Source organism: Chryseobacterium sp. StRB126 (genome assembly GCF_000829375.1).
GTDB lineage: Bacteria > Bacteroidota > Bacteroidia > Flavobacteriales > Weeksellaceae > Chryseobacterium.
Genome location: NZ_AP014624.1, coordinates 1824858 through 1847474 on the forward strand (window position 1 = coordinate 1824858; position 22617 = coordinate 1847474).

The 22617-nt window shown below is 36.4% G+C and carries 12 protein-coding genes; 6 read left to right on the top strand and 6 right to left on the bottom strand.

Annotated features, from left to right (window positions below):
* Window positions 1-104 precede the first annotated feature (104 nt).
* Window positions 105-563 (top strand): Lrp/AsnC family transcriptional regulator, encoded by a 459-nt coding sequence (locus CHSO_RS08270; protein ID WP_045494795.1) that lies wholly within the window; start codon window positions 105-107, stop codon window positions 561-563.
* 45 nt (window positions 564-608) lie between these two features.
* Here the strand turns inward: CHSO_RS08270 and CHSO_RS08275 are convergent, their stop codons facing one another.
* From CHSO_RS08275 to CHSO_RS08290, 4 genes are all read right to left on the bottom strand, one after another.
* Window positions 609-1640 carry a bestrophin family protein gene (locus CHSO_RS08275; protein ID WP_045494798.1) on the bottom strand — a complete coding sequence of 344 codons (1032 nt, stop codon included), beginning with the start codon at window positions 1638-1640 and terminating at the stop codon, window positions 609-611.
* 205 nt (window positions 1641-1845) lie between these two features.
* On the bottom strand, window positions 1846-3918 hold the full coding sequence (locus CHSO_RS08280) for a thiamine pyrophosphate-dependent enzyme (RefSeq protein ID WP_045494801.1): 2073 nt from the start codon (window positions 3916-3918) through the stop codon (window positions 1846-1848).
* 76 nt (window positions 3919-3994) lie between these two features.
* Window positions 3995-6136 (bottom strand): S8 family peptidase, encoded by a 2142-nt coding sequence (locus tag CHSO_RS08285; protein ID WP_045494804.1) that lies wholly within the window; start codon window positions 6134-6136, stop codon window positions 3995-3997.
* Window positions 6137-6446: 310 nt separating this feature from the next.
* Window positions 6447-8600, bottom strand: coding sequence for a S8 family peptidase (locus CHSO_RS08290; RefSeq protein WP_045494806.1), 2154 nt, complete (start codon window positions 8598-8600; stop codon window positions 6447-6449).
* A 272-nt stretch (window positions 8601-8872) separates the two neighbouring features.
* Between CHSO_RS08290 and dnaE the strand changes: the two genes are divergently transcribed.
* From dnaE to CHSO_RS24965, 3 genes are all read left to right on the top strand, one after another.
* Window positions 8873-13540, top strand: coding sequence for a DNA polymerase III subunit alpha (gene dnaE / locus CHSO_RS08295; RefSeq protein WP_045494808.1), 4668 nt, complete (start codon window positions 8873-8875; stop codon window positions 13538-13540).
* A 346-nt stretch (window positions 13541-13886) separates the two neighbouring features.
* Window positions 13887-17069, top strand: a complete 3183-nt coding sequence (locus CHSO_RS08300) for a fibronectin type III domain-containing protein (protein ID WP_084220950.1) — start codon at window positions 13887-13889, stop codon at window positions 17067-17069.
* 124 nt (window positions 17070-17193) lie between these two features.
* A complete protein-coding gene (locus CHSO_RS24965) occupies window positions 17194-19158 on the top strand; it encodes a T9SS type A sorting domain-containing protein (RefSeq protein ID WP_171817623.1) in 1965 nt (654 codons plus the stop codon).
* A gap of 119 nt (window positions 19159-19277) precedes the next feature.
* Here CHSO_RS24965 and CHSO_RS25920 read toward each other — a convergent pair whose 3' ends face one another.
* On the bottom strand, window positions 19278-19436 hold the full coding sequence (locus CHSO_RS25920) for a hypothetical protein (RefSeq protein ID WP_171817624.1): 159 nt from the start codon (window positions 19434-19436) through the stop codon (window positions 19278-19280).
* A 42-nt stretch (window positions 19437-19478) separates the two neighbouring features.
* Window positions 19479-20306: an ion transporter gene (locus tag CHSO_RS08310; RefSeq protein ID WP_045494811.1), complete on the bottom strand. Its 828-nt coding sequence runs from the start codon at window positions 20304-20306 to the stop codon at window positions 19479-19481.
* Between the two features lie 243 nt (window positions 20307-20549).
* Here CHSO_RS08310 and CHSO_RS08315 point away from each other — a divergent pair, with 243 nt between their 5' ends.
* Window positions 20550-21395 carry a hypothetical protein gene (locus CHSO_RS08315; RefSeq protein WP_232509166.1) on the top strand — a complete coding sequence of 282 codons (846 nt, stop codon included), beginning with the start codon at window positions 20550-20552 and terminating at the stop codon, window positions 21393-21395.
* Between the two features lie 123 nt (window positions 21396-21518).
* Window positions 21519-22616 (top strand): Nif3-like dinuclear metal center hexameric protein, encoded by a 1098-nt coding sequence (locus CHSO_RS08320; RefSeq protein WP_045494822.1) that lies wholly within the window; start codon window positions 21519-21521, stop codon window positions 22614-22616.
* Window position 22617 lies beyond the last annotated feature (1 nt).

Below are 22617 nucleotides of genomic sequence, written 5' to 3' on the forward strand. Positions count from 1 at the left end.
AACATAAAATTGAATTTATAGAATATAAAACTGTGAAATATTGTTTATTTAGAAAATATAATTGCTATCTTCGGAAATATTAAATTTCCACCAAAAATTTATCTATGGAACTTGACGATATTGATAAAAAACTGCTACTGTTTTTGCAGGAAGATTGTAAGCAAACCACCAAAGAGCTCTCCGGCAAGCTTGGATTATCAGTTACTGCTGTTTATGAGCGGGTAAAAAAGTTGGAAAATGCAGGTGTGATTTCTAAATATGTTGCTTTGTTGGACAGAAAAAAGGTGAAACGAGAGTTTATCGTTTTATGCCATGTGAAATTAACACAACATAAGAAAGAATTTGTTCTGCAGTTTGAAAAAGAAGTGATGAATCTTCAGGAAGTAACCGAATGCTTCCATGTAAGTGGAGACTACGATTATATTCTTAAAATAGGAGTAAGAGATATGGGAGACTATCGGAATTTTATGCTGACGAAGCTTACGACACTTCAACACATCGCAAGCACGCACAGCTCATTTATGATTTCTGAAGTAAAAAATACAACAGCAATTGTTTTGTAAGAGATTTTATTCCTTAAGCTTTCTGTTATTATTCATTACTCATCATTAGACAAGGACTCCGTTTTTAGATGCAATTGGATCAGGAAGATCTCTTTCTCCCATCATTTGAAGAAGATCAATTTCAATAGTTCGGCAGATGGAAAGCATGGGAACGTCAAACATTAGTCCTGCAAAAGGATTTTCTGAATAGTCTCCTACTAATTCCATAATAATATAGATCCATCCGATAATAATACAGAAAGGAATAGAGGTCCAGATTCCCCAATCTCCGAGCTTAGCAAACTCATTCACAAGTCCTAAGGGAAGGAGGGTAATGAAAAGGATATTAAAGACAAATGCTGTACTGGCAAACTGTCTTGGCGAAGGAAATTTTTTAATTCTTTCTGCCTGTCCCTGAAAACCATAAAACTCATTCAGACTGTTTTGTAGCTGGGTCTGATTGAAATCTGTGATGGCATTCATGTTTTTTAACTCATTAATATCTTTAGCCTGTTGTGAGATCAGGTAGGTCGCAAAATTTTTATATTCACTTTTCAACTCATATTCTTCTTCTGAAAGATATTTATGTAAGAAAATAGGAGCTCTTCCGTAATCTGGAAAACCTGCTTTAATCAATCTGTTTCTTCTGAGATTGATATTCCCGAATTTATTATTTTCACTACTGATATGCTCCCATTCTGCTGGTACCAAAAGTTGTTCACGAAATGTATAGAGCCATGCAATATGACGGTTAATGATCTTTTTCTTACGATCTTCAAGATCAAAAATACCTATTTCTTCATTTTTAGTATCAAAAGCCTGTACCATGGAAGCAAATGAACGGCTAGAGTTTACAATTCCGCCCCATATTTTCCTGGCTTCCCAAAGCCGGTCATAAGCTTGGTTATTTTTAAAACCTACTAAGAAGGCTTCTGCAGTACCAATCAATGCTACGGGAACCCATGGGATGGTCATCCAGTGCCAGTTAAAGAAATAGAAAAAGACAGCAATCAGAGTGCACCAGATAGAGATTAAGATAAGATGTATACCGGATAGATTGAGAACCTGTTTATAATTGACGTATTTTGTAGTGATCATAAAGAAAATTGTGTTTTTGTGTGCAGGCAAAATAAATACCAAACTTTAGGATGGGTTATCAGATAATGTCTGTTATAAATTCATGTTTTGGTTTTATTTAAGGGATAATGTTCTAAAATTGAGTTTGATAATATTAAATAAAAGTAATGAAAAAAAAGCATAAAAAAACCTCTAAATAATTGTAGAGGTCTCATTTTATATTGATTTAATATTGTAATATTTCTTTGATCTTCTTGGAAAGCTTTTCCGCATTTGGAAGCATCTCTTTTTCCAGTATCAGATTGATAGGAACTGCCGGAACATCCAAGGCTCCCATGGTTTCTACCGGAGCATCCAGATATTTAAAGCAATTCTTAGAAATTCTGTGTGCGAATGCTTCTGCAAAGGAGTTGTTAAGTTGCTCTTCTGTCAAAACAATACATTTTCCATGAACTTTGACTCTTTCAAACACCAATTCTTCATCCAAAGGTATGATGGTTCTTAAGTCTATCACTTCAACTTTTCCGTTAAAGCTCTTAGCCGCTTCTTTTGCCCAGTAAACCCCCATTCCATAAGTTACAACTAATAAGGTTCTTCCTTTTTCTGTTTCATCTTTATTAGCTTCTATGATGATTTTTCCCTTTCCGAATGGCAAAATATAATCTTCAGCAGGTTCAATGGTCTTCGCATCTTCAGTTCCCGGAACTTTGCTCCAGTATAATCCTTTATGTTCAAGCATAACCACTGGGTTTGGATCATAGTAAGCAGCTTTTAAAAGACCTTTAAAGTCTGCAGCATTACTTGGGTATGCTATTTTGATACCTTTAATATTAGCCAGAATACTTTCAACACTTCCACTATGGTAAGGTCCACCGCCACCATAAGCTCCGATAGGAACACGGATGATGTTGCTTACAGGGAATTTTCCACCGCTTAAATAGTTTGATTTTGAAATTTCTGTAATTAATTGGTTGATTCCAGGATAAATATAATCCGCAAACTGAACTTCAACGATCGGTTTCAGGCCTACAGCACTCATTCCGGCTGTAGAACCAATAATATAGGCTTCCTGAATGGCTGTGTTGAAAACCCTCTTGCTTCCAAACTTTTTTCCAAGAGTTACTGTTTCACGGAAAACTCCGCCAATTCTTTCACCCACATCCTGTCCATAAAGAAGAGCTTCAGGATGTTTCCACATCAATTCCTGTATCGCATGAATGGCAGCATCTACCATCACAATCTTTTCTCCGTTAGCAGGTTCACGGGTTCCAATCTCCTCAGTAATTGGAGTAGGAGCAAATACGTGCTGCATTACGGTTTCAGGTTTTGGGTCTTCTGCATTTTTAGCTTTTTCAAAAGCTTCTTCAGCTTCAAGGCGCGTCTTTTTTGTAATTTGTTTTAAAAGATCCTCGTCTGCGCCTGTTTCCAGTAATTGTTTTCTAAGGATTTCTCCCGGATCTTTAGCTCTATGTTTTGTTAAATCTTCTTCATCTCTATAGAATTCTCTTCTTACTCCTGAAGTATGGTGTCCGATCAGTACTGTTTTTGCGCACACAACCAAAGGTTTTCTTTCAGTTCGTACAAAGTCAACAGCCTTTTTCATGGCTTCGAAACTTTCCACGAAATCAGTTCCGTCAACTCTCATTCTGCTTAATCCAGTAAATCCAGCTACAAAATCGTAAGCATCACATGTTCTGGCTTCTTCTTTCGTTACTGAGATTCCCCATTCATTATCCTGAACAAGAAAAATGATTGGAAGTTGATGCAATGCTGCAAATTGCAATGCTTCACTTACCTCACCTTCTGTTACAGAATTGTCACCAAGACTACATACCACTACAGGATTGTTTTCAAACTGTTGAAGATCAAAATCCTGGATATATTTTATTCCTTGGGCAACACCGGTTGTAGGAATAGTCTGCATTCCTGTTGCAGAACTTTGGTGAATAATCTTAGGTTTGTCTTCATCTCTGCTTGAGGGGTGGGAGTAATAGGATCTACCTCCTGAAAAAGGATCATCAGCTTTAGCCAGTAATTGAAGCATCAATTGATAAGGTTCAAAACCAATACCCAGAAGAATGCTTTCATCTCTGTAATAAGGAGAAACCCAGTCTTCTTTTTTTAATTGATAGGCGGTTGCTAATTGGATGGCTTCGTGGCCTCTTGAAGTACTATGAACGTATTTACAGATGTTTCTGTTTTCCTCATAAATGTCGGCCATTGCCTTAGCAAGCATCATATGATTGTACGCTTTAAGTAAAATATCCTGAGAAACTTTTTCGTGAAGTGTATTTTCCATAGGAAGCAAATATATATAAAAAAAACAAAATACTAACAGTTGTTAGTATTTTGCAAAAAAAATATGAATTTGTTGATTATTCCTTAATGATTTTTTTAGAAATAACATCATTGTCGGTTTTTACTTCAATGATGTAAATTCCTTTTGTATGAGCCGATAAATCAACTACTTCCTTGTCACTGTTGATGGTGCCGTTTTGTAATTTTTTACCGGACAAATCATAAATTGTGAAGGTAGATTTTTTAGGTGCTTTCAGGATGTTTATTACATCTTTTGTAACGGAAGGAGCAACAGCTAGATTGCTTAAAACTCCCGCTTTAGACTCTTTGGTTCCTAGTACTTCACTATGCCCTGTTACAATGATAGAATAATTTTGAGGAGCATTAGCACCTGTATTGTTTTTCAGGGTTCCTTTATTATTAATGACGATCTTATAATTTCTTCCGGCTACCGGAGCGTCTACAATTACCTGTTCAACATTGTCCACTGTATTATCTCCTTTTAACGCAGTCATAGGATTGTTGTAATCAAGTCTCCATGGAAGATAGGTGGTGTTGTCTGTGGTGTCAACAATTCTTAAATCCAAATCATTAACTAACTTAGATGTTCTATTGTTGTGAACATTCACCCACTGGCTTGTAAAGTTTGTGAATTCAGGGTCTGTCCATGAAATAGTTACTTTTAATGGTTCACTCCCGGATGCTTTAACTGTCTTAGTATTAGGGATTTCGTTGTTTAATGTTTCATCGTTGAAAATAACAGTATTGTTAGATTTTCCTACAAGCAATTCTGCACCTTTTTTAGCATTAATAAATCCCCACCCAAAATGTGGATCAGGGCCTGGGTTTCCTGCTTCTAAAGCAGAATGGATCATGAGTGTTTTTGCAGAAGCTGCATTTAAAAGATTTCCAGAAAATAATTGTTTGTTAATCTGTGTCCATAATCCAATAATCCCTGTAACAACAGGTGCTGAATAAGAAGTGCCATTACCTACCGTAAGGCTCTGGCTTCCCGTTGTGTTATTCTCTGAACTGGCACTTGCTACAGATGTTCCTACAGCACTAATATCAGGTTTTATACCACCATCATCTCTTGGTCCGGCACTACTATAAGAAGAATGAATAACGTCTGTTGAGGATGTATATCTTCCTTCATTAGTTGTAATTCTGTTAGTGGCTCCTACTACAATAATGTTTTTTGCCAAAGAGCCAATACCAATACAGTCATATCCTTGGGAGCAGTTGTTGGGAGGTAATGTATCTGTTGATGCAAATTCTACCAGATTTCCATTATCATCTTCATAATATTTTTTATAAGTACTGGTAGCTGTGCTTGGGCCATCTCCGTAAGAGTTTCCTGAAGATTTTACGATGATATATGAGGGATTATTGTAAACAATTTGATCATAATCCCTGTCATTATTATGATAAGTACCTTGTGCATCATAAGAAGTATTTGGGCTGGTAAAAGCGCTATTCCATATCCAAGCAGCTGCTCCATTGACTGCTCCTTCACTCCAACCGTAATTAGCTCCATACGAATGATTGGAAATATTAGGCTGTGCTTTAATTATTTTTTGAAAAACAGTGCTTGGGCTTGTCTCACCAGGTAATGTTGTTTGTAAGAAAGCATAAGCGTCTATAGTTGAATTAGGAGCAATGCCTTTGAAATTTACAGCTCTGGTGGTACCATTATTAAGGGTGACAGTATAAGGGTAATTTCTGGCTCCAATAAAGCCGGCAACAGATGTTGCGTGATCTCCATATATAAGAGTGGTAGCTTCTTTATTACTTATTCTGCCTGTAGCATTGTTGAAAAATACGTGACCATCAAATACTCTTCCTGGAGTACCAGAAATAGAGCTTCCGTCAAAAATAGTAAACTTAATACCTTCACCATTAAATGAACCTGTTAAGCCGCTAATCGTACCTCCTTGTAAATAGTCGGAATTAGAATTCATAATCTGGTCCTGATCATAGGCCTTATAGAAATAAGGTTTGTTTTCAATAAATCCGGCTAAACTAATTCTTTGCTTTTCAATTTCTTTTAAATCTTCCGGATTTCTGTCTTGTCCATAGCGCTTGGTTATGTAAGCATCAAACTTTTTACTGTTTTCAATTCTCTGGTTTTCAAATTTTCTTTCCAGTATTTCATTATTTTTTTGTGCATTTGTTAACGAAATAATCAAAGTGCTGATCGAAATAAAGATTTTCTTCATAATATTTGATAAATGTTTAAAGGTTGTTGTGCTTTTTCAAATATATGAATGTTGTATTTTATTTCCTTTTTTAGTGTTTGTAATTTTATTTTTTACATTGTTTATTAGATTTTATTTTGTTTTTGATTTAAAAATTTAAATTATTTTTAATTTTTCTAGTTTTATTTTCGTTCAGGTTGAGACAGGGTATAGGTGTAAGGTAACTAATTGAATATGAATTCTAATGAAAAAGAATATGAGGTCTAGTAAAAAATAAAAAAGGATACCGACATCTGTCAGTATCCTCTATAAATTTATATTGTGTAAGATATTACTCTTTAATCACTTTTTTGGTCACTACATCTTTTTCAGTTTTTACTTCAACAATGTAAATTCCTTTTGGATGAGCAGATAAATTAATAGCTTCTTTATCACTGTTGATATTTCCGCTTTGTAATTTCTTACCAGACATATCATAGATAGTGAATGTTGATTTCTTAGGAGCGTTTAAGATATTAGTTACATCTTTGGTAATAGAAGGAGCTACAGTAAGTCCGCTTAAAGCTTTAGCACCTTCTTTGGTTCCTAAAGATCCTGCGGTATGTCCTGTAACAATAATTGAATATTTTTGAGGAGCTGTAACACCTGGTGTAGCGTTGTTCACCAGTGTTCCTTTGTGAAGGACTTCAATCTTGTAACTTCTTCCTGCTACAGGAGATTCAATAACTACTTGCTCTACATTATCTACAGTATTATCACCCTTAGTTGCAGGAGTTGTTGGATTAACAGCATTAAGCTTCCATGGCATATATACTGTATTATTAGTGGTGTCAGTAATTCTTAAATCTAAATCATTTATAAGTCTAGAGTTTCGGTTATTGTACGCAGCTTCCCAACTGATATTTCCAGGAAGCTTAAATTCTGGGTCAATCCAGGAAATAGTTACTTTAAGAGGTTCGCTTCCTGAAGCATTTACTATTTGGGTGTTTGTACTTCCGTTGTTTAGGGTTTCCTCATTGAATATTATAGTATTATTAGATTTTCCAACTAAAAGTTCAGCTCCTTTTTTTGCGTTGATGTATCCCCAACCGTACCACGCATCAGGGCCTACAGTTCCTGCTTCAGATGCTGAATGTACCATCAATGTTTTAGCTGTGGCAGCGCTCATATCTGCATTGTTAAACATTGATTTATATATTTGCATCCAAAGTCCGATAATCCCTGTTACCTGTGGTGCAGCCATTGAAGTTCCACTGTTGATTTGCCAAGCAACGCTTCCAACAGTGTTTTCCGCAGTTGATGCCATCCATATATCTGATCCCGGAGCTGCAATATCTGGTTTAATACCTCCGTCATCTCTTGGTCCGGCACTACTATAATCAGCTTTTACAACATCTGTTGAAGTGGTATATCTATGGTCATTAGTCGTGATAATTTCTGTAGCAGCTACGACAATAATGTTTTTAGCTAGAGAACCAGGTCCTATACAGTCTCCACCATTACCACAGTTTGTTGCTGGAAGGGTATCTGTTGCTGTAAACAAAACAGGATTATTATTATCGTCTTTGTAATACTTAGGAGCTGTTGATCCACCCGGTAAGGCTGGTCCCATACCAAAATAATTACCTGCAGATTTTACAATAACATTTGTAGGGTTAGTGTATACAATGTTATCATAGTTTTGATCATTAGTAAAATAGGTACCTTGTAGATCAAAAGTAGCATAAGGCTCAGTAGCGGTAGCAGGATAGTAATCTCCATTCCAAACCAGAGCAGTTGCACCGGAAACAGTTGCAATAGTCCATCCTGAATTATTTCCATAAGAGTGGTTAGAAATTTTTGGCTGAGCTATGAGGATTTTTTCAAATACAGTACTAGTAGCTGTATTACCAGGTAGGGTTGTTGTAGCAAATCTATAAGAATTCATTGTTGAATTTAATGCTATTCCCATTGCATTTCCAGTTTGTACTGTCCCATCAGTTGCTGTTGCAGTTAGAGGAGATGATTTTGCCCCCACAATACTGGCAACACCGGTAGAATGTGCGCTGTATGCATTTGTAGCAGCTTCTTTGTTAGTAATTCTGCCAGCTGTATTGTCAAATGCAGGGTGTGCGGCATAAATTCTTCCTCCGTCAAATATGGTATAAAGTATTCCTTCTCCTTTGAAAGATCCTGCCAATCCGGCAACACTACCTGCTGTAGTTAATGCATCTGCATTAGTGTTCAAAATTTGATTTTGATCATCAGCTTGGTAGAAATAAGGCTTGTTAAGGAAAAAACCTGCTAGATTAGCTTTTTCTTCTTCAATTTTTTTCTGAATGTCAGCTGACTTTGCAGTGCTTCCATACTTTTTTGCAACATAAGAGTCAAACTTAACGTTGTTCTCTTTGTTTTGTCTTTCAAACTCTCTTTTTAATCCTTCATTGTTTTGCGCACTTAGCATTGAAATGGCTAAAGTACCGGCCAAAAGTAGATGTTTCTTCATAATGATTAGTAAAATATTAAAAATTGTAACGGTTCAAATATAAGTCAAAATATTTATAAAATGTTATTTTGAATAAATAAAAATTAATTTTTATAACGCTTTGTTTAGTGATTTGTTTGTTTTTTTATCTAATTGTGTTTTATTTGTTAATTGTATTTAGTTGTTGAATTTTTAAATATTGATGATATGAGTCTTGGGGCTTTCTAGATAATAAATTGGAAAAAATGAAGTAACTTTACATTCTCTTTTTTATAAAAAAGTTAGAAAATTATATGTATTTAATTTTTGACACAGAAACAACAGGTTTACCAAAAAATTTCAATGCTCCGCTTTCGGATTCAGAAAACTGGCCAAGAATGGTTCAGATTGCGTGGCAGGTACATGATGATGATGGTAATTTAATTGAAAATCAGGATTATATAATAAAACCTGAGGGCTATGATATTCCCTTTAATGCTGCCCGAATTCACGGAATTACAACTAAAATTGCTAATGAAGAAGGACGTGATTTACAAGAGGTTTTGGAAGAATTCTCAAAGGTCCTTGAAAAGATAAGAGTAGTTTCCGGACACAATGTTGAATTTGATTACAATATTGTAGGAGCAGAATTCTATAGAAAAAATATAAAAGATAATCTTCAGGAAAAACCTAAAGCTGACACGATGATTCTGGGAACGGATTTCTGCCAGTTAGGAGGAGGTCGTGGAGGGAGATATAAATCTCCTAAGCTTGAAGAGCTTTATGAAAAACTGTATGGGAATAAATTTGATGAAGCCCATAATGCTGCTGCCGATGTAAATGCTACCGCCAGAGCGTTCTTTGAAATGGTGAGAATAGGAGTTGTTCCTGCTGAAACATTAAAGATTTCAGAAGACCAGCTAGCTTATTTTAAGAGTCTTTATCCGGATCCGATAAAGCCTTTCAACATTGTTATCAGAAGGCAGGTTGCTGATTTCCATAATAAGAAGAAACAACAGGATTTCGGAAGTATTGATGAAATTGATTTAGGAAAATATTTCAATTTTGACAACCACAGTGTTTTCTCAACGCTTACTGCTACTACAAGTATTAATGATCTGATTAAAAAAGCTTCTGATGAAAACTTTCCGGCGGTCGGAATGGTGGATCTTGGAAATATGATGGGAGCTTTTAAATTCGTTTCTGCAGTTGAAGGAGCTAACGGAGATAGAGCTAAAAAGCATAAAGAATATTTAGCAAAAAAACAGGAGGCAGAAGAAAATGGGACTGAATTTAATGAAGCAGAACCTGTTTCTGCACCGTTGATTCCAGTTGTTGGCTGTGAATTTTATATTTCTGACCGTTATGAGCAAAAGCAGTTTACCAAAGATGATCCGGATAGGAGAACTCAGGTAGTGCTTTTGGCAAAGGATTTTAATGGATATAAAAACTTAGCAAAGCTTTCAAGTATCGGGTTCTTAAAAGGATTCTATTTCGGAGTTCCAAGGATTAGCCGTGAACTGATTGCTGAATACAAAGAAGGAATTATCGCTTTAACTTCCGGGATTTTAGGAGATATTCCGGATGCTATCCTGAATACTGGGGAACAAAAAGGAGAAGAGCGCTTTAAATGGTGGAGTGAAACTTTTGGAGAGGACTTTTATGTTCAGCTTCAAAATCATAATCTACCTGAAGAAGAACACTTAAATGAGGTGCTGTTATATCTGGCAGATAAATATAACGTTAAAATCCTGGCTCAGAACGAAACCTTTTATACCAATAAAGATGATGCTAACATTCAGGATATTGTAAGCTGTATCAAAGACGGGGAAAAGCTTACAACACCTGTCGGAAAAGGATTTGGGAAAAGAAGAGGGCTTGCTACTAAAGAGTATTATATTAAAAACTCTCATGAGGTAAAAGAAGCTTTCCTTGCTTATCCCGATGCCTTTGAAGCATATGAAGAGTTTTTTGCAAAATTTAAACCCTATACCTTAAAAAGAGATGTTCTTCTTCCAAAGTTTGATATCCCAGAAGAATTTATCCATGCAGAAGATGAGGTAGATGGAGGAAAAAGAGGAGAGATGGCTTATCTTACCCACCTTACTTATGAAGGAGCGAGAAGAAGATATATTGAAACTGGGATCACAGATGAGATTAAAGAACGTCTGGATTTCGAATTGGAAGTAATTGCTAATACCGGATATCCGGGATATTTTCTTATTGTTCAGGATTTTTGTAATGAGGCCCGTAATATGGGAGTGTGGGTAGGGCCCGGAAGAGGATCGGCAGCTGGATCGGCAGTTGCTTACTGTATCGGAATTACCAACGTTGACCCCATTAAATATGACCTCCTTTTTGAGAGATTTCTGAATCCGGAAAGGGTTTCAATGCCCGATATTGATATTGACTTTGATGATGAAGGTAGAGATAGGGTTATTAAATGGGTAATTGAAAAATATGGACAAAGCCAGGTAGCCCAGATTATTACCTACTCCGTATTGGGGGGGAAATCTGCGATTAAAGATGCCGGAAGAGTGCTGGATGTTCCAATTCCTGATACGAATAATATTGCTAAACTGATCCCTTCTACACCAGGGATGAACATCGCGAAAGCATTAGCAAAATATGATAAACTGAAACCGGAAGAACAGATGCTTGTTGATGAAATGAGATATGTTCTGGAAAGTCCAGATGATTCCCGTCATGGAGTACTCGCAAGTGCTAAAAAGATGGAAGGGTGCATCAGGAATACGGGGATTCATGCCTGTGGTGTAATCATTACTCCGGAGGATGTGAGTAACCTGGTTCCGGTAACTATTGCCGCTAAAGATGCTGACATTCTTGTCTCTCAGTTTGATAACTCGGTGGCGGAAAGTGCAGGTCTTTTGAAAATGGACTTCTTGGGTCTTAGAACCCTTACCATTATTAAAGATGCCTTAAAATTGGTGAAAGCAAGATATGGATTAGATATTGATCCGGATCTTATTCCACTGGATGATACGAAGACATATCAGTTATTTAAAGAAGGAAGAACGGTCGGAATTTTCCAATATGAAAGTCCCGGGATGCAGAAGTACATGAGGGAGCTTAAACCTACGGTTTTTGCCGATCTTATTGCCATGAACGCACTGTACCGTCCGGGGCCAATTAAATATATCCCGAACTTTATTAACAGAAAGCACGGTATTGAAGAGATTGTTTATGACTTACCGGAAACAGAAGAATATTTAAAGGAAACTTACGGAATTACCGTTTACCAGGAGCAGGTAATGCTTCTTTCCCAGAAACTGGCCAACTTTACAAAAGGTGAGGCTGATACCCTGAGAAAGGCGATGGGTAAGAAACAGATTGATGTTCTTAACAAAATGTATCCCAAGTTCATTGAAGGAGGTAGAAAAAATAACCTTAATGAAGAAAGACTGGAGAAAATTTGGAATGACTGGAAAGCGTTTGCAGAATATGCCTTCAACAAATCCCACTCAACCTGTTATGCTTTCATTGCTTATCAGACTGCTTATTTGAAAGCCAATTATCCGGCAGAATATATGGCGAGTGTAATGAGTAATAATATTAACAATACGGATTCGATTACCATGTTTATGGAGGATTGTAAAAGTATGGGAGTTGATGTTTTAGGACCTGATGTGAATGAATCTCAGTATAAATTCTCTGTAAACGAAAAAGGCCAGATTCGTTTTGGTTTGGGAGCAATCAAGGGAATCGGAGAAGGTCCAAGCGAAGCGATTACAAGAGAAAGAGAAAATGGAAGGTTTAAAAATATCTATGATTTTTTTGAAAGGATATTGCCTTCCCAAATGAATAAAAGAGTAGCGGAAAGTTTAGTGGTTGCCGGTGCTTTTGATGAACTGGATGCATTCCACAGAGGTCAGTATTTTGATATTGATATGGCCGGAAAAACCAATCTGGAAAGATTAATCAGATACGGACAAAGTTTTCAGGAGAGTAAAAACGAAATGGAGCATTCCTTGTTTGCTGACTTTGCTGATGAGGTTCAGATTGAACAGCCAAAACTCCCTCCTTGCCCAGAGTGGCCAAATATGCATAAGCTGAATAAGGAAAAGGAAACCATTGGGTTCTACCTTTCTGCCCATCCTTTAGATGAGTTTAAATATCAGTTCCAGTTTATGCAGGGAAGACTTTCCAAAAAGTCAGTTCTGGAAAAAGAAGAGGAAGAAAAGACTACTACTGATGAAGTTCCTGTTTTGGAACAGGATTCTCAGGACGAGACTACAGATCTTACTGAAATTGTCTCTGATGAATTGTCTGTAGGAGAGGAGGAAATATTAGAAGAAACAACCAAAAAGGCAGAGCCAAAAGGAAATTTCTTATTCCTAAATCTTGATGAGGTAGATGCTTACAAAGAACAGGCTTTTGCCAATAAGCAGGATGAGTTGTTTGAAGAAAAAAAGAAAGACTGGAAAACCCTTCAGAAAGAAAGAGAAAATGGAGGTGGCGGAAAAGAATATACCGTTGCAGGTCTTATCACAGAATACAGGGTTCAGGATGGCTTCAGAAGCGGAGAAAAAGTTGCTTTTGTGACTTTGGAAGACTATTCAGGTTCTTATTCTTTTAGATTAGGGGATAGGGATTATATGAGATTGAAGGAGAAACTTGAAGTACAGAGGTTTGTTATCTTTAAAATAAAATTTGCTCAGGTAAAAGACGGAAGGGTCTTTGTGAATGTAAATGATGTAATTGAACTTCAGGAAGCATTTGAAAGATTTGCCAAGAGTATTTCCTTAGTGATGGATGTAATGGATGTAAGGCCTGAGGATCTGGATTTCTTCAGAACTGTATTGGATAGGAATAAGGGAAATCAGAAGCTTAAATTCTTTATCAAAAATATTGATGATGATTCTCATATTGAAGTTCAGTCTATGAAACACTCTGTGGATCTAAATGGTGATCTTATTAAGGAAATACAATTGCTGAATAAATATGAGTTCTATTTGAACTAAAAAGATAAAATAGATGAATTTGAAAAGTGGCCTTTGGTCACTTTTTTTGTTTAGACAAACTAAATAATTGATATTATTTGACTTCATTAAAAAATAATATTTTATGTTAAATAGAGGATTTTTATATAGAAGATGTTTTTATTTTGTTTATTATAAGTATCTGATAATTAATCATTTAAAATATTTTAATTAATTTAAATAATAAGTGTTAAAATTAAATAATTGTTTAATTTTATTTAAAAATAAAGGATATTTTAGGTTTAATGATTAATATTTTTTAATATTTTATGATATTTATTTAAATATTTTATACTTTTACCGCCCAAACTATTATTATTACTATTTTATGAAGAGAATTTTACTGTCGTGTTTGGCCTTTCTGAGTATGGGGGCCTACGCACAAACAAACGTTGCCAGCTATGCTTTTTCGAAAAGCACAGGGGTGGCTTATGTACCAATTACGGGAGGTACTAAATTATTTCCTACAGCAACCAGCACTACTTCTACTTATGATAATGAGGTTTCTGCAGCAATACCTCTGTCGTCACCCTTTAATTTTGGTGGTGTTGCCATGACGACATGCTATGTGAGTGCAAACGGATACATAACCTTTGGTGCTGCACCTTCAGGATCAAACTATACACCGTTATCAACTGTTGGAACAACTACAGGAGCAATTGCTGCTTTTGGACAAGATGGTGGTTTTTCAGCATCAGAACCTTTACCGCCAGGAAATCACGAAGTCAGATATGAAGATCTGGGGACTGAATTTGTAGTACAGTGGCAGGATCATGCCAATTACAGTAACAGAGCTACTGAAAGATTGAATTTTCAGATCCGGTTAGTATATGCAACTGGTGAAATAAAAATAGTATATGGTGACTGTACTGATCCGGGAACGAGTTCGTCAAATAGTCCACAGGTAGGGATTAGAGGAAATAGTAATGCTTTTGCAACTAATGTAAGTGCATTGACGATTGGAAATGTGCCAACTGGAAGCACTTGTGACTGGTCTAAAGCGGTTACAGCTAATGCTAATAACAGCACGATGACTTTTTCCAGTGGAACGAATGCAAGTATTAAAATTCCTGCAGGGCTGCAATATTCATGGACCCCTGGAACGCTACTTCCGGTAAGAACTTTTGCCGCTACCACTGCAGTAACTAATAACGGAGCTACTTTAAGCTGGACAGCTCCAGCTGGCGCAACATCTTACAATGTTCAGTATAGAATTCCGGGAAGCTGTGATTGGACTAATTATAGTGGAAACCCGGTTTCTGCTGGTACTGCTACACTTACAGGATTGGCAGCAAATACATCCTATCAGGTTCAGGTACAGGCATTAAATGGTGCCGCACAAGCAATGTATTCTCATATTCCAAATTTGGCAGGGACTGGGAATGGATATACAACAACTGGGTCTTTTACAACAGCCCTTATGTGTTCAAGTACTATTACAGGCCTTACTTCTTCAGCAATAACTCCTGATACTTCAACAATTAGCTGGACAGCTCCTGCTGCGCCTCCGGGTAGTGGTTATGAATATTATTATTCCACCTCATCAACTGCTCCGGCCATCACTGCTTCACCTTCAGGTTCTGTGGGGGCAGGCGTGACTACGGCAAATATATCAGGGTTAACTCCTGCAACTCAGTATTATTATTGGGTAAGATCAAACTGTAATGGAACGGATAAAGGAGCCTGGTCCAGCTCTGCAAACTTTACAACATTGGGACTTTGCCCTACAGTTACAGCACCTGCATCAAACGCAAGTGGTGTAAGCACGACTCCTACAATAACATGGAATGTAATTAACGGTGCTACTGGTTACAAATTAAAAATAGGAACCGCTTCAGGAGGTAATGATGTTCTTGATACTGATATTACAGGAGGAGCTAATAATTCTTACACATTAGCAACTTCTTTAAGTAATAGTTCTACTTATTATTATTCTGTAACAGGATATACTGCAGCGACTGCCGGGCCGGCTACAGCATGTACAGTGAGAACATTCCAGACTGTATGTACTTCTACCAATTTACCATATACCCTAGATTTTGATAACGTTACAACTCCGGCTTTGCCAATTTGTACATCGGCAATCAATAGTGGTTCTGGAAATACATGGAAAACAGCTTCTGCATCGGGAGGGTTTACAGGTAAAGTTCTTAATTATTCATATAGTTCTACTTCTGCAGCAAATACATGGTTTTTTACACAGGGACTCAATCTTACAGCAGGAGTTAGCTACAGAATTAAATATAAATATGCCAATTCATCAGGGGTTGTGTATGCAGAAAAAGTTAAAGTTGCATATGGATCTTCAGCAACAGCTGCGGGGATGACGAATACAATAGCGGATCATTCAAATATTACTACATTAGGAGTTCCTACAGGTACATTTACAGACTTTACACCAGCTGCATCAGGAATTTATTATTTCGGATTCCAGGCTTATTCTGCGGCGGATATGAATCAAATCTATATTGATGATATTAATATAGACATTACGCCTACTTGTTTTGAACCTTCGGGGGTTACGGTTTCTGCTATTACTGCTAACGGAGCTAATGTTTCATGGACTGCACCTTCACTTGTGCCTGGCAGCGGATATGAATATTATTATTCTACAAGTAGTATTGCTCCTATTGCTGCTACCGCTGTTTCAGGAACCAGTACCAGTACTTCAGCGTCTTTATCTAATCTATTGCCGGGTACTACTTATTATCTATGGGTTAGATCTGCATGTGGAACTATTGATAAGAGTGTATGGACGCCAGTGACAGTATTTGTTACGAACTGTGTTCCAGTACAGACATATTCGCAAAATTTTGATAGTACACCTGTTGATGGCCTTCCTCCATGCTGGACAAGCATCGGTTCTAATCTTGGCTATGCAAAAGTAATCGGCTATACCGGAACGGTGGCAAGTGCTCCTAATGCCTTATATATTTATACATCTGGGGCAAGTATAGGGATGGTATCTACTCCGGATTTAATAGGTCTAGATAGTAACAATGCAATGATTAGTTTCAAAGGAAGAGCTAATTCTTATGTTAATGGAACTGTTCAGATTGGTTACTTAGCAGACCCTGCGAATACTTCCAGCTTTGTTGTATTGGGTACATATACGGCAACAAGTACTTCAGTGTTAAATAATTACTCATTAGATATCACCGGGGTTCCTGCAGGAGTTACTAAACTTGTGTTTAAACATACCGGCTCAGAAGCATATAGTCTATTGATTGATGATTTTGTGTACCAGCTTGGCAGCCTTTCTACTTCAGAGACTACACTAGCTAAAAATGAAATCAAAGCTTATCCGAATCCATTTACAGATGTGTTGAATATTTCCGACGCTTCTAAAGTAAAATCAGTATCTATTGTTGATGCTGCCGGAAGATTGGTGAAAACTATTGATAATCCTTCTTCTGAACTTCATTTGGCAGACCTGAAACAAGGGATGTATTTAATCGTATTACAGATGAAAGACGGATCAAAACAAGTGGTTAAATCAATTAAGAGATAAACCCGATTAATATAATAATTTAAGGCAGTAACTTAACGGTTACTGCTTTTTTTTAATATTTTTTTAATGTTGTATTAAAATTATTATTAATTTGGTAATATATTAACGCCTTAAAAAAATGTATATGAAGAAAATCTTACTTTTGTGCTTACTGATGGTAAGTATGTTTTTAAATGCTCAGATTACCTTAGGAGAAGGAAGCACTACTATCGGAAAGGTTCCGGTTGACAACTATTGGGAATACTCCTATTCCCAACAAATATTTACAAAGCAAGAAATCAATGCGAATGCCGCAGGAAATATTACGGGTCTCAAATTCTATCTGGATCCTGCTGGGGATATAACGAACTCATCAGATTGGGTTGTTTATTTAGGACATACCTCTAAAACTGAATTTGATTCTGATGCTGATTGGGTTCCAGCTTCGGATCTTACAGAGGTATATAATGGTACAGTAAGTAATGTGAACGGAATGGTGGAACTTACTTTTGCTACTCCTTTTTCTTATAATAATACTCAGAATCTAGTAATTGCTGTTGATGAAAATAATCCTGCATATGATGATGACCGAGTGTTTTATGTACATCACCTTAATAATACATCTAGCAGATCTATTGGGAATATAAGTAGCTTTTCAGATATAGATCCTTCAGATCCTGGGTATGGTAGTTTATTTGACTATAGATCTGTTGTTACTTTTATGGGGTTAACACCTGGTGCAATACCTGCCTGTACTTCTTTGATTTCACCAGCAAATAACGCTGTTATGGTACCAATATCTTCTGCTATTAGCTGGTATCCGTCACCTGGTGCTACAAGTTATAAAATATCTATAGGGACCACTCCAGGAGGCTCTAATGTTGTGAATCAGCAAACGGTAGCCACAACGAGTTTTACTCCATCAGCTCCTCTTTCTTTAGATACTACTTATTATGTAAGAATTATAGCAGTAGGAGCAGGAGGAGAATCTTCAGGCTGTTCTGAGACAAAATTTTCCACCACACTCTCCCCTCCTTTGAATGATGAATGTACTACAGCAATTACATTAACGGTAAATCCGGATATGAATTGTGGAAGTAAAACATCTGGGCATACCTTTGAGGCTACAGATTCCAATGTGTCTGTAGATCCTTGTTATGGGGAAGCAGATGATGATGTATGGTACAAATTTACTGCAACTTCAGTGTCTCATGTAATTTCATTGAGTAATATGGTTTCTATTGGATCAGTGGATAGCTATTCACTGATGTTTCAGGTTTTAAATGGTGATTGCAGTAATCTGGCAAATGTTGAGTGTTCAGATTATGATGAGCTTAAGGTAATTTCTGGTCTTACAGTAGGAGAAACCTATTATGTAAGAGTCTATACAGATGGAGCAGCAGGAGAGGCTCAAAGCTTTGATATTTGTATAGGGACAATTCCTCCACCTCCGGTAAATGATGATTGCTCAGGAGCGTTAGCAGCTTCTGCATTCCCTTATGCATATACACAATCTGATGCAGCAGGAGCTACTAATAACAACGGATTTATTTCTATTTGCTCTAATAGTATGAATGATGGAACATGGTTTAAATTCACTGGAGATGGTACTGTTCATAATATTAAAGTATCAATGCCGGCAGGAAGCAATTTTGATCCTCAGATAGGAGTGTTTAGTGGTACTTGTGATAATTTAGTATGCGAAAGTACTATCGATAGTAATGGCCAGGGTAGTGCAGAAGAAATCTCCGTACCAACTGTGGTAGGAACTACATATTATGTAAATGTAGGACATTATAGTGGTGTCACAGATAACTTAGAGGGAGCATTTACAATTACTATTAATAAAGAAACTCTTGGAACTTCAGAAGTGTCTAAAACTAAAAATGAAATTAAGGTATATCCAAATCCATTTGCTGAGGTATTGAATATTGCAAAAGCAGATCAGGTAAAATCAGTCTTCATCCTGGATACTGCCGGAAGATTAATGAAAACAATTGAAAATCCTTCTTCAGCCCTTCATTTAGGAGATTTGAAACAAGGAATATATGTAATGGTTTTGAATATGAAGGATGGATCTAAGCAAACAATCAAAGCAATAAAGAAATAAATGCAGTTGATGGAACATTCAATAATGTAATGAATACCCTATTGGATTAAAAAAGATGAGCGAAAATTTCGCTCATCTTTTTATTTTTAAAAAATCTATCATTGATCACTTATTATCTATTATTTGTTCGGCACCGGCTGTATATCTCCCGTATTCATCAGGTCGAAAACAGCTGGGAAGAACATTACAAGAATAAAATAAATAATAATCATCAGTGCTATTAATGCAAAAAGAATAATTACTAAACTATTCGGCTTGTTTTTCTTTGTTGATTCCATGACATTGTGGTATTTGGTGAATAGATTAACTAATATCTAATATCAAGCTAATTTCTTGCCACATTGTTTGCAGTACCTTGCATCATCGTCAATATCCTCATTGCCGCAACGGTCACATATCTTTTCCAGATTTTGTCTTTTGTTTCGCATCTCTGCCGTTACAATTCCTGTAGGAACAGCTATAATAGAATAACCGGCAAGCATCAGTATAACAGCGAAAAATTTCCCCATAGGAGTAATAGGAGAGACATCTCCGTATCCTACTGTGGTTACCGTTACTACGGCCCAATAAATAGACTGTGGAATGGTTTCAAATCCCTGTCGGCCACCTTCTACCATAAACATAAGAGAACCTACAATCACTGAAAATATAATCAGGAAAAGAAGAAATATATAAATTTTTCTTGAACTGTTTTTTAAAGCCCTTACGATAAGATAACCGTCATTCATGAAGTCCAATAAATTGAAAATCCTGAAAACTCTCAGCATTCTCAACATTCTGAAGATCAGAAAGTATTTGGTAATAGGAAAGAAAAAACTCAGGAAGAAAGGGGCTAGAGCAAGAAAATCTATAATCCCCATAAAACTGAAGAGATAATGCTTTTTATTTTTTACTACAGCAATTCGCATAGAATATTCTATTGTAAAAAAAATAGAGATAATCCATTCAAGAATCAGGAATGTATAATGAAACTTTTTGTCAAGCTGAGGTACGCTTTCCATCATAATGATAGCAGTACTCACAAGAATTAAAGAAAGTAGAGTAATATCGAAAAGTTTGCCGAGTCTGGTATCGGAGCGATAAATTATCCGGTAAAGGTATCTTTTCCATAAAGTGTCCTCAGGAACAAGGTTGTGTTCTCTTTCCATTTTAATGGGTTTATTTCACGGCGAAGTTAATAATTTCTATTAAGTAGTAGGTAAAGATATGATTGTTAAAAGAAACTTACAAATGTTAATTTATTTTCCATCATTAAAAAGTGAATTATATATGTTTAAATTACTGTTTATCAATAAATTATAATAAGTAAAATACGGATAAAAAATGACATATAAAAATTTATTTTTTAACATATTTTTAGTTTGTAATTTTATCCTACAAAACCAAAGATCATGATAAAAATATTAACTTCGTTATTGCCAATGTTCATATATGGTTTTGTATGTGGACAGGTTGGTATTAATACTACCACTCCCAATGGAGCGACAGTATTGGATATGGTGTCTCATCAGAAAGGTATTTTGATTCCTCGGCTTACAGATACGGACCGAGATACATACCTAGCTGATAATGTAGCATCAACAGTGCCTCCTGCAGGTGTTGTGAATGCTAATCTTACTGCAGGAACTCTTATTTTTAATACGACAACGAATAATTTCCAGTATTGGGATGGTACCCTCTGGAGACAGCTTTTTGTTCCCACATCCTCTCAGGCTGGTAATGACGGTGTCGTTAAGGTAAATTCTGGAAACGCAAATGTAAAACCCACTTTCAGTTTAGTTGCATCAGGAAATGGTTATGGTACAAGACAACAGGTAATTTATGCCACTCCTTTGGTCTTTGCTGCCAGCCCTACTACAAGCTGGCCCGAAACTACCGTTCCATTTCCTGGCGTTACATCCAATATCTATACTGCTAATAATAAGTGGAGAGAAAATGAAATCTATGGTCAGGTTCATGTCTGGAGGTTGATTGCTAATATTATGCCCAACTCCAATTCAATAGGATCTGTAAAAGCAACTTTCAAAAACCCTGATTCCGGATTTGAAGTTAATTCTATTCAGCTTGTTCCAAGCGGTTCCAATGGAGTAGGTAATCTTCTCACCTTTTATTTCTATACCATTGCAGACCCTGCAAGTCTTGATCCCGGAAAAGGTTATGAACTCTTTATGGAATCAGATATAAACTGTGGAGTACAGATAGAATCCTTTACAAGAGTATCCCTTTTTAAAGATTAAACAACATTACATTATTTTTTCATCCTTAGCCGGTCTTCATCAGCCGGCTTTTTGTTGGTGTAGAATTTTTTTCTGAATCCTTCTAAAATTAATATCTTCGCTGTAACTGTAAAATATAGACGAATGAAGCTAAGAACTGTAATTTCAAAGATAGAAGAGGAAATAAGTATAAGACAGGCAGAAGATTTTGATAACGTAGGTCTCCTATGTGGAGTTCCCGATCGTGATGTATCCGGAATTTTGGTTTGTCATGATGCACTGGAAAATGTAGTGGATGAGGCCATTGAGAAAAATTGTAACCTGATTGTATGTTTTCATCCTATTATTTTCTCAGGATTAAAGTCTTTAACCGGGAAAAATTATGTAGAAAGAGCCGTCTTAAAAGCGATAGAAAATAAAATTGCCATTTATGCCATTCATACAGCTTTTGATAATGATTTTTTCGGGGTAAATCACGGAATATGCAGTCAGTTGGGATTAAAGAATATGAAGATCCTTCAGCCCAAAGAAAACAACTTAAGGCAGCTGACAGTTTTTGTACCTAAAGATTATTCCGGAAAAGTAAAGGAAGCCCTATTTTCAGCAGGAGCCGGAAATATAGGGTTTTATGATGAATGTAGCTTTACCATTAATGGAAACGGAACGTTCAGACCTGTTGAAGGCTCTAATCCGTTTTCCGGACAACAAAACATTCGAGAGAATGCGGATGAAGATATGATTTCCGTTATTTTTGAAGGGTTTAAGCAGGGACAAATTGTGGGAGCGATGAAAGCGGCACATCCATATGAAGAAGTTGCCCATCAGATATACAGTCTTGATAATAAAAATCATCATGTTGGTCTGGGAATGTATGGTGAGCTGGAAGAAGAAATGGACGAAAAGGACTTCTTAGGATTTGTTAAAGCAAAATTTGGTCTTGATGTCATCAAACATTCTGCTTTTAATAACAAAAAAATTAAAAGAGTAGGAGTACTTGGAGGTTCAGGGGCCAGCGGAATACGTGCAGCAGTTTCCAAAAAATGTGATGCTTACCTTACCGGAGATCTTAAATATCACGACTATTTTTTAGCCGAGTCTAAAATGTTGATCTGTGATATAGGACATTATGAATCAGAACAATTTGTCACTCAACAATTATTTGAAATTTTATCACAAAAATTTAGTACATTTGCAATTTCAAAATCTATTGAAAAAACAAACCCAGTAAATTATTTCATTTAAA

What these genes read in the sequence shown, in the direction of transcription:
- CHSO_RS08285 (WP_045494804.1), bottom strand. Translation starts at nt 6,136, where the DNA reads ATGAAGAAAATCTTTATTTCGATCAGCACTTTGATTATTTCGTTAACA.
- CHSO_RS08320 (WP_045494822.1), top strand. Translation starts at nt 21,519, where the DNA reads ATGAAGCTAAGAACTGTAATTTCAAAGATAGAAGAGGAAATAAGTATA.
- CHSO_RS08310 (WP_045494811.1), bottom strand. Translation starts at nt 20,306, where the DNA reads ATGGAAAGAGAACACAACCTTGTTCCTGAGGACACTTTATGGAAAAGA.
- CHSO_RS08275 (WP_045494798.1), bottom strand. Translation starts at nt 1,640, where the DNA reads ATGATCACTACAAAATACGTCAATTATAAACAGGTTCTCAATCTATCC.
- CHSO_RS08290 (WP_045494806.1), bottom strand. Translation starts at nt 8,600, where the DNA reads ATGAAGAAACATCTACTTTTGGCCGGTACTTTAGCCATTTCAATGCTA.
- CHSO_RS24965 (WP_171817623.1), top strand. Translation starts at nt 17,194, where the DNA reads ATGAAGAAAATCTTACTTTTGTGCTTACTGATGGTAAGTATGTTTTTA.
- CHSO_RS25920 (WP_171817624.1), bottom strand. Translation starts at nt 19,436, where the DNA reads ATGGAATCAACAAAGAAAAACAAGCCGAATAGTTTAGTAATTATTCTT.
- CHSO_RS08280 (WP_045494801.1), bottom strand. Translation starts at nt 3,918, where the DNA reads ATGGAAAATACACTTCACGAAAAAGTTTCTCAGGATATTTTACTTAAA.
- dnaE (WP_045494808.1), top strand. Translation starts at nt 8,873, where the DNA reads ATGTATTTAATTTTTGACACAGAAACAACAGGTTTACCAAAAAATTTC.
- CHSO_RS08270 (WP_045494795.1), top strand. Translation starts at nt 105, where the DNA reads ATGGAACTTGACGATATTGATAAAAAACTGCTACTGTTTTTGCAGGAA.
- CHSO_RS08315 (WP_232509166.1), top strand. Translation starts at nt 20,550, where the DNA reads ATGATAAAAATATTAACTTCGTTATTGCCAATGTTCATATATGGTTTT.
- CHSO_RS08300 (WP_084220950.1), top strand. Translation starts at nt 13,887, where the DNA reads ATGAAGAGAATTTTACTGTCGTGTTTGGCCTTTCTGAGTATGGGGGCC.